Annotated in this window: 7 protein-coding genes; 3 read left to right on the forward strand and 4 right to left on the reverse strand. The window is 69.6% G+C overall.

The annotated features are described in order from the left end of the window. The first annotated feature begins 64 nt into the window (after positions 1–64). Positions 65–403, forward strand: coding sequence for a heavy metal-binding domain-containing protein (locus RMO97_RS17900; RefSeq protein ID WP_310542380.1), 339 nt, complete (start codon positions 65–67; stop codon positions 401–403). A gap of 33 nt (positions 404–436) precedes the next feature. On the opposite strand, the gene RMO97_RS17905 is transcribed toward RMO97_RS17900, so the two are convergent. The 4 genes from RMO97_RS17905 to RMO97_RS17920 all read right to left on the reverse strand — a co-directional run bounded on the left by RMO97_RS17905 (position 437) and on the right by RMO97_RS17920 (position 5656). Beyond that, the gene (locus tag RMO97_RS17905) at positions 437–3046 is read right to left on the reverse strand and encodes a polar localization protein TipN (RefSeq protein WP_310542374.1); all 2610 of its coding nucleotides are present in this window, start codon (positions 3044–3046) and stop codon (positions 437–439) included. Positions 3047–3222: 176 nt separating this feature from the next. Continuing rightward, a complete protein-coding gene (locus RMO97_RS17910; RefSeq protein WP_310542375.1) occupies positions 3223–3447 on the reverse strand; it encodes a hypothetical protein in 225 nt (74 codons plus the stop codon). 177 nt (positions 3448–3624) lie between these two features. Continuing rightward, on the reverse strand, positions 3625–4164 hold the full coding sequence (locus tag RMO97_RS17915; RefSeq protein ID WP_310542376.1) for a methylated-DNA--[protein]-cysteine S-methyltransferase: 540 nt from the start codon (positions 4162–4164) through the stop codon (positions 3625–3627). After that, positions 4145–5656, reverse strand: a complete 1512-nt coding sequence (locus RMO97_RS17920) for an AlkA N-terminal domain-containing protein (protein ID WP_310542377.1) — start codon at positions 5654–5656, stop codon at positions 4145–4147. Before RMO97_RS17920 ends, RMO97_RS17915 begins: the two co-directional genes overlap by 20 nt. Before the next feature lie 202 nt (positions 5657–5858). Here RMO97_RS17920 and cysD point away from each other — a divergent pair, with 202 nt between their 5' ends. Together cysD and RMO97_RS17930 are read left to right on the forward strand one after the other, a co-directional pair. Beyond that, a complete protein-coding gene (gene cysD, locus RMO97_RS17925) occupies positions 5859–6797 on the forward strand; it encodes a sulfate adenylyltransferase subunit CysD (RefSeq protein ID WP_310542378.1) in 939 nt (312 codons plus the stop codon). Continuing rightward, the coding region (locus RMO97_RS17930) for a GTP-binding protein (RefSeq protein ID WP_310542379.1) at positions 6797–7094 on the forward strand (298 nt) is incomplete at its 3' end. The genes cysD and RMO97_RS17930, both read left to right, overlap by 1 nt.

The raw sequence follows: 7094 nt of genomic DNA on the forward strand, positions 1-7094 counted from the left end.
TGGGGTTTGCGCGTATGACGGGAGGGCGCCTCGCGATCGCGCCGGATTCACCCTATGTTGGGCCATGGCCAAGAACGACACGCCTCTCCTGATTGTCACGACCCATTTCATCGAGGGACGTCCCGTGCGTCAGCACCTGGGCATGGTGTCCTCCCAGGCGATCCTCGGCGCCAACGTGGTGATTGACCTGATGAACGCCATCCGCGACTTCATCGGCGGGCGATCCAAGGGCTATGAGCGGGTCCTGGCCCAGGCCCGTGCCGACGCCCTTAAGAACCTGGAGGCCGAGGCCCGCGCGCTGGGCGCCAACGCCATCGTCGGCGTGGACCTTGACTACAACACCGTGGGCCCGAACGGTTCGATGCTGATGGTCTCGGTGAACGGCTCGGCGGTCATTCTCTAGGAGGCCCTTCCCCCTGCGGGAAAGGAAGCCCCTCTAGACCAGATCGCCCGCCGCCGCGTCGAACAGCAGATAGGTGCGGCCGGCGTCACTGGACAGCAGCTTGCCAACCTCGAAACCCTGGTGATCGCGGGCCGCGGCGTCGTCCAGCATATCCTGGAAGCCGTTGAGGTAGGTCACCACCTGCCGGCGTAGGGTCTCATCGGTGAACAGCCGGCGCGCCAGGCGCCGCGTGGCGGCGGGCGCCAGCTTGCGCACCACCTCGCGGGCGCCGTCGACGTCCTCCACCTGGATGGCCGCGCTGATCTCATCGATGCGGCCCTTGGGCAGCAGGGCCACAGGGTCGATTCCCATGGCCGCGACCTCGGCGGCCAGCACCTGCTGCAGGCCGGGCTTGCCGGGCGCGCCGCCGTCATCGATCGAGGACAGCAGGTCCTTCCAGGTCCATTCATCGCCCGGCTCCTCAGCACCAGGCGCCGGCGCGGGGGCCTCAGGGCGACCGCCGGCCTGCTCAAAAACGCTGGAGAATTCCTCATCCGTGGCGGTGGGCGTCAGACGCAGGCGACGGCGCGCCGGAAGCTCAGGCTCAGGCAGGGGCGCCGGCGTGCGCGGACGACGGGTCACGGGCTCAGGCGCGACCGACTGGGTCAGTTCCAGGGCCTCATCGTCCTCATGGTCCTCGATATCGGCGAACAGGGTCTCGGGCTCCGGCTCTCGGCGCCGGGGGACGCGAGGCGGTGGCGCGACGATGCGCTCGCGCATCTGGGCGGGCTGGGGCGGGGCGAGACTGCTGGCGCCGCCCGCCACCGTGCCCATCAGGCGCACGGCCTCGCTGAGCATTTCGTAGTTGCGGCGCACGCGCTCTTGGAAGGCGGCGTCGATGGCCTGGGTCTCATCTGAGGTCCGGCGGGCCTGTTCCATAAGGTCTTCGATACTGTCGGCCACGGCCTGGCGCACCTCCTCGGCCTGACCGCGGGCGGCGGCTGGCAGGCGGGTGGCGCGCGCCTCGATGTCGGCCATCATTCCGGCCAGTTCGTCCAAAGTGGCCCGGGCGGCGACAGCCCCCTCCTCCAGCTTGCGCGCGGTGGCGGCGCCGGCCTGTTCGACCATCTGGGCGGAGCGTTCGATCAGGTCGCGGGCCTCGGACAGACGCTGCTCGAACACCTGATTGGCCTTCTGGCCGGCGCTGAAGGCGGCCTCGGACAGCTGGTCCACCTGCTCGCGGGCGGTGACGGCATGAGCCTCGGCGGCCTTGCGGGTCTCCTCGGCGGCCTGCCCCAGCCCGTCGATGGCGGCGCGGGTCTGTTCCTCCAGCTTGCGGCGCTCCTCGGCGGCGGCCTGGGAGACGGCCTCCATGGAGTGCAGGGTCGACTGGCCGAACTCGTCGCGCTCGGCCTTGGCCGACTCCGCGAGCTCGCGGAACTGTTCGGCGGCCTCGGCGATCAGTTCCCGCAGCGCCTCGCCGCCCTTCACGGCGCGGTCGCCCATCTCCGCGGTCGACAGCCTGGCCTGGCTGATGAACTCGGAGAGCTGGGCCGCGTGGGTCTCCGACTGGGCGCCGAAGGCCTCCTGCTCGGCGCGCAGGGCGTGGGCGGTGGTGACGAGGCCGGCGCGTTGCTCGGTCAGGCCCTGCTCGACGCCGCGGATCTGGTCGGCGACCCCCATCCCGGCGGTCTCCAGGCGGGAGATGTGACGGGTGAGATCTTCGCCGGCGGTGCGGGCGGCGTCGCTGGCTTCCCCGGCCGCGGCGGCCAGGTCGGCGGCGCGGGCCGCCAGGGCGGCCTCAGCCTCGCGCAGCTGGGTCTCGGCCAGGTCGGAGGCCTCGGCCACCATGCGGGCCTGCTTGGTGATGGCGTCGGCCACGGCGCCGGCCTGGGTGTCGAGGGCCTGGGTCAGGCTGGCCATTTGGGTCCGCTCGTGACCGAGCACGCCAGTGAGTTCATTGGCCGTTCGCGCGCTGGTGGAGGCCGCCTCGATCAGGCGTTCGCTCTCCGAGGCCAGCGCCTGGCGCAAGGCCAACAAGGTCTCGCGGGCCTCGTCGGCGGCGGTCCCAGCGCGCACGATCTCCTCGCGCACGGACTGGACGACATCGCTGGCCCGCGCCCCGGCGGACATGGCCGGCGTCACCATCTCGTCGGCCAGTTGCTTGGCCCGGCGGGCCTCGGCTCCCAGCTTCTGGCCCTGACGGATCATATAGGCCGCGATCCAGACGAAGGCGGCCGGCCCAAGCGCCATGGCCGCCAGCACTGTTATGGCGAAGGGGTCGAAATCGAAGGGTGACACCGCCCGACGATAGCCGAAAGCAAAGGCGATAGGCGCCAGGGCCCACAGCACCGAGACGACGAGGGCGGCGAGATAGATCGGCCAGGCCGACGGGATGTCGGCCCGGATGGTCTTGAAGGGGGTGGGATCCGGGCGCGGGGCCGGGATCTGGACGTTGGCCGGGGCAAGATCCGCCGCCGGCGGGATTGGCGACAGGGGCGCGGAGCCCTGCGGCTCAGCCACGGGCGGGCTGAGCGGAGGAACGGCAGCGGCGAGGTCGAGATCGGGGGTGGCTTCCGGCGCGACGGCGCCCAGGCGCTGCGTGGCGTCCTCGTCGGTCAGGCTCTGGAAATCTACCGGCGGATGCCGCTTCTTGATCTTCATTCGCGGCCTGTCTCAAGCGCCTTCACCCGCGACCCGGGCCGGCGCGAAACCTCCGCGCGGCCCGAAATTCGCGCCCCAACGGAAAGGATTACCGGCGAACCGGGCGCGCGGAAAGCGTCATTGGACGGAATCATGCCCAGTGGAGACTGATTGTCGCGGAGTCCCGAAATGGGGCGTCAGGTTTTGACGACCTGGGCCTTCTGTGTCGGGCAATCCGACGCCTTCTGCACGCGCTCCAGCACCTTTACAGCCGCGGGCCTGGGCGTGGCGGTGCGGGCGATGGTGCGTTCGGCGGGGGCGGGCTCGGCGCGGGGGGCCTCGATGGCGACCCCAAAGTGCGAATAGGCGACCGCGGAGGAATGCACCACCACGGCCGCAAACAGTTCGGTCAATGTCTGCACTGGAACACTCCCCGAACCCGATGCGATTCCGTCTATCGTCGGTATACGACAGCCGCCGCAATGGCGCGACGCCATGTAACGTGAAATTTTCGTCATGTAGGGGAGAAGCTGGGCCGTTCGACCCTGCAACCCCGATCCTCCGGCAAGAACGGCCTGCCGGAGGGGCGGGTTAAGCCGCTACGCCACCACCAGGTCCTTGAAGGCCGCGCCCTCGTGGGAGAGCAGCCACTTCTTGCGGGGCAAGCCGCCGCCGTAGCCGGTCAGGCTGCCGTTGGCGCCGATCACCCGGTGGCAGGGCACCACGATGGCCACGGGGTTGGAGCCGTTGGCCAGGCCCACGGCGCGCATGGCGCTGGGCTTGCCGATGCGCTCGGCCAGGCCCTTGTAGCTCAGGGTTTCGCCGGCCGGGATGGTACAGAGCGCGTCCCAGACCTTGCGTTGGAAGTCGGTGCCGTTGGTGGCCCAGGCGACGCCGTCGAAGGCGCCCATGTCACCCTCGAAGTAGCAGGTGACGGCGGCGCGCAGGGGGTCGGGCGCGCGGCCGGGGATCAGCTCCATCCCGGGATAGTGGCGGCCCATCAGCTTGCGCATGCGGGGCTCGTAGTCGGCGAAGTCGAAGGCGCGCAGGACGCCGGCCTCGTCCACCACCACCAGGACCTCGCCGACCGGGGTTTCGACGCGGTCCAGGATCAGGGTGTCAGGCAGCGACTTGGTCATGGGATTTCTCCTTGGTGATCTTCGGATCGAGCGCCGCGTCGGACGCCCAGAGATGGGAGGCGGCATAGGCCCGCCAGGGGCGCCAGCGTTCGGCGCGGATCAGCAGTTCGGCCGGCGTCGGCCGCTGTCCGGCCTCGTCCTCGAGCGCGCGAAGCAGCCCCAGGTCGGCATGGGGAAAGGCGTCGGGCTCCCGCAGGGCCCGCATCGCGATGTACTGCGCGGTCCACTCGCCGATGCCCGGCAGGGCGCGGAGCTGGGCGACCGCCGCCTCCAGGCTGCGCTTCATGCCGAACAGGTCCGGATCCTCGGCGGCGGCCTGGGCCAGAGACACCAGCGCACGACCGCGGGCGCGGGGCATGCCGAGGGTCTCGACATCGGCGGCGGCGAGTTGCTCCGGCGTCGGGAACAGATGGGTGAGGCCCAGCGTGTTGGCCGCCTCGTCCTGAACCGGCGAGCCGTAGGCGGCGGTGATCTTGCCCGCCAGGTTGCGGGCCGCCACCACAGTGATCTGCTGGCCCAGCACGGCGCGTACGGCGAGCTCGAAGCCATCCCAGGCGCCCGGCGCGCGTAGGCCCGGGCGGCGCGCCACAAGGGCGGCCAGTTCCGGATCCTCCGAGAGGTGGCCGTTGATCAGGGCCGGGTCGGCGGCGAGGTCAAAGACCCGGCGCAGCTTGGCGATCACGGCGGGCCAGGCCTGTACCCTGGGGAAGCGCAGGGTGACGTCCAGCCAGTCACCGGTCCCCTGCCCCACGATCACCAGGCCGTGGGCGTCGCCCACCTGCATCAGCCGGGCGTAGCGGCGGCCGACAACCGTCTCGACGCCGGGGATCGCGCGCAGGGTCCAGAAGGCCAGCATGGCGTCCCAGTCATAGGGGGCGCGGTAGGGCAGCTGGATCGTGGCGCCGGCCCCGTCTCCCGCGCCGACATCGGCGCCCCCGGAGCGCCGCAGGGCCCCGGGCGGCCGGTCGAAGAGCTGCTGGAAGGTCTCGTTGAAGCGCCGCACGCTGCCGAAGCCTGAGGCCATCGCCACCTCCGCCATCGGCAGGCGGGTCTGGTGGATCAGCTGCTTGGCCAGCAGGACGCGGCGGGTCTGCGCCACGGCGACGGGGGAGGCCCCCAGATGCTGGCGGAACAGGCGGCGCAGTTGGCGCTCGCCGACCCCCAGCCGTTCGGCCAGGCCGTCCACATCGCCCTCGTCCAGCGCCCCCTGCTCGATCAGGGACAGGGCCCGCGAGACGGTGTTGGAGGTCCCCTTCCAGGAGCCGAGGTCCGGTGAGGTCTCCGGTCGGCAGCGCAGGCAGGGCCGGAACCCGGCCTCTTGCGCGGCGGCGGCCGAGGGGTAGAAGGCGATGTTCTCGCGCTTGGGCGTGCGGGCGGGGCAGACCGGGCGGCAGTAGATGCCGGTGGTCCTCACCGCCCCGAAGATGCGTCCGTCGAAACGGGCGTCTCGCATCGAAAAGGCGCGGTAACAGGCGTCGTCGTTCATATCCATGAGATGATAGTCTGCTCGCGGGCTCTCGATGTCTCGCGGTTTTCGGACATCAACCCAGTGTCGGCGGCGGTTTTCGGACACTGATGGCCGTGGCCCTTTCCTCCACACGCTGTCAGGAATTCTCTGTCGTATCCCGGGCGGGCCTCTCGTAAGTCAGCCGCCTGGCCAAGGTCTGGCCGAATTTGAACTGCAAGGTTTCCTGATGGCGGTCCCCGCTCTCGCATCCTCTCCGGAGATCACTCCGGCCACGCTCACCCATCTCCAGCGCCTGGAGGCGGAGAGCATCCACATCTTCCGGGAGGTGGTGGCTGAGTGCGAGAACCCGGTCATGCTCTATTCGGTGGGCAAGGACAGCGCCGTCATGCTGCGCCTGGCGCAGAAGGCGTTCTTCCCGGGCAAGCTCCCCTTCCCGCTGCTGCACGTCGACACGACCTGGAAGTTCAAGGCCATGTACGAGATGCGGGCGAAGATGGCCGCCGAGCTGGGCGCCGACCTGCTGGTCCACAGGAACCCCGAAGCGCTCGAGCGGGGGATCAATCCCTTCGACCACGGCTCCTTGCATACCGACATCTGGAAGACCGAGGGGCTGAAGCAGGCGCTGGACAAGTACGGCTTCGACGCGGCCTTCGGCGGCGGGCGGCGCGACGAGGAGAAGAGCCGGGCCAAGGAGCGGGTGCTGTCCTTCCGCTCGGCCCAGCACCGCTGGGATCCCAAGAACCAGCGCCCCGAGCTCTGGCGCCTCTACAATACGCGCAAGGCCAACGGAGAGAACTTCCGCGCCTTCCCGATCTCCAACTGGACCGAGCTGGACATCTGGCAATACATCCACCTGGAGAACATCCCCATCGTGCCGCTCTACTTCTCCGAGGAACGCCCGGTGGTGGAGCGCGACGGCATGCTGATCATGGTCGATGACGACCGCATGCCCCTCAAGCCCGGCGAAGTTCCGATGATGAAGTCGGTGCGGTTCCGGACGCTCGGCTGCTACCCGCTGACCGGGGCCGTGGAGAGCACGGCCGCCACCTTGCCCGAGATCATCCAGGAGATGCTGCTCACCACCACCTCTGAGCGTCAGGGGCGGGCCATCGACCACGACCAGGCCGCCTCGATGGAGAAGAAGAAGCAGGAAGGGTACTTCTGATGACCACCCAGGCCGCCGGCGCCCATCAGTCCAATCTCATCGCCGAGGATATCGACGCCTATCTGCAGGCCCACGAGCACAAGAGCCTGCTGCGCTTCATCACCTGCGGCTCGGTGGACGACGGAAAGTCGACCCTGATCGGGCGATTGCTCTATGATTCCAAGATGATCCTGGACGACCAGATGGCGGCCCTGGAGGCCGACTCCAAGCGGGTGGGCACGCAGGGGGGCGACATCGACTTCGCTCTGCTGGTGGACGGCCTCGCCGCTGAGCGGGAACAGGGCATCACCATCGACG

Source organism: Phenylobacterium sp., from assembly GCF_031425575.1.
GTDB lineage: Bacteria > Pseudomonadota > Alphaproteobacteria > Caulobacterales > Caulobacteraceae > Phenylobacterium.

What these genes read in the sequence shown, in the direction of transcription:
- RMO97_RS17905 (WP_310542374.1), bottom strand. Translation starts at nt 3,046, where the DNA reads ATGAAGATCAAGAAGCGGCATCCGCCGGTAGATTTCCAGAGCCTGACC.
- cysD (WP_310542378.1), top strand. Translation starts at nt 5,859, where the DNA reads ATGGCGGTCCCCGCTCTCGCATCCTCTCCGGAGATCACTCCGGCCACG.
- RMO97_RS17915 (WP_310542376.1), bottom strand. Translation starts at nt 4,164, where the DNA reads ATGACCAAGTCGCTGCCTGACACCCTGATCCTGGACCGCGTCGAAACC.
- RMO97_RS17900 (WP_310542380.1), top strand. Translation starts at nt 65, where the DNA reads ATGGCCAAGAACGACACGCCTCTCCTGATTGTCACGACCCATTTCATC.
- RMO97_RS17920 (WP_310542377.1), bottom strand. Translation starts at nt 5,656, where the DNA reads ATGGATATGAACGACGACGCCTGTTACCGCGCCTTTTCGATGCGAGAC.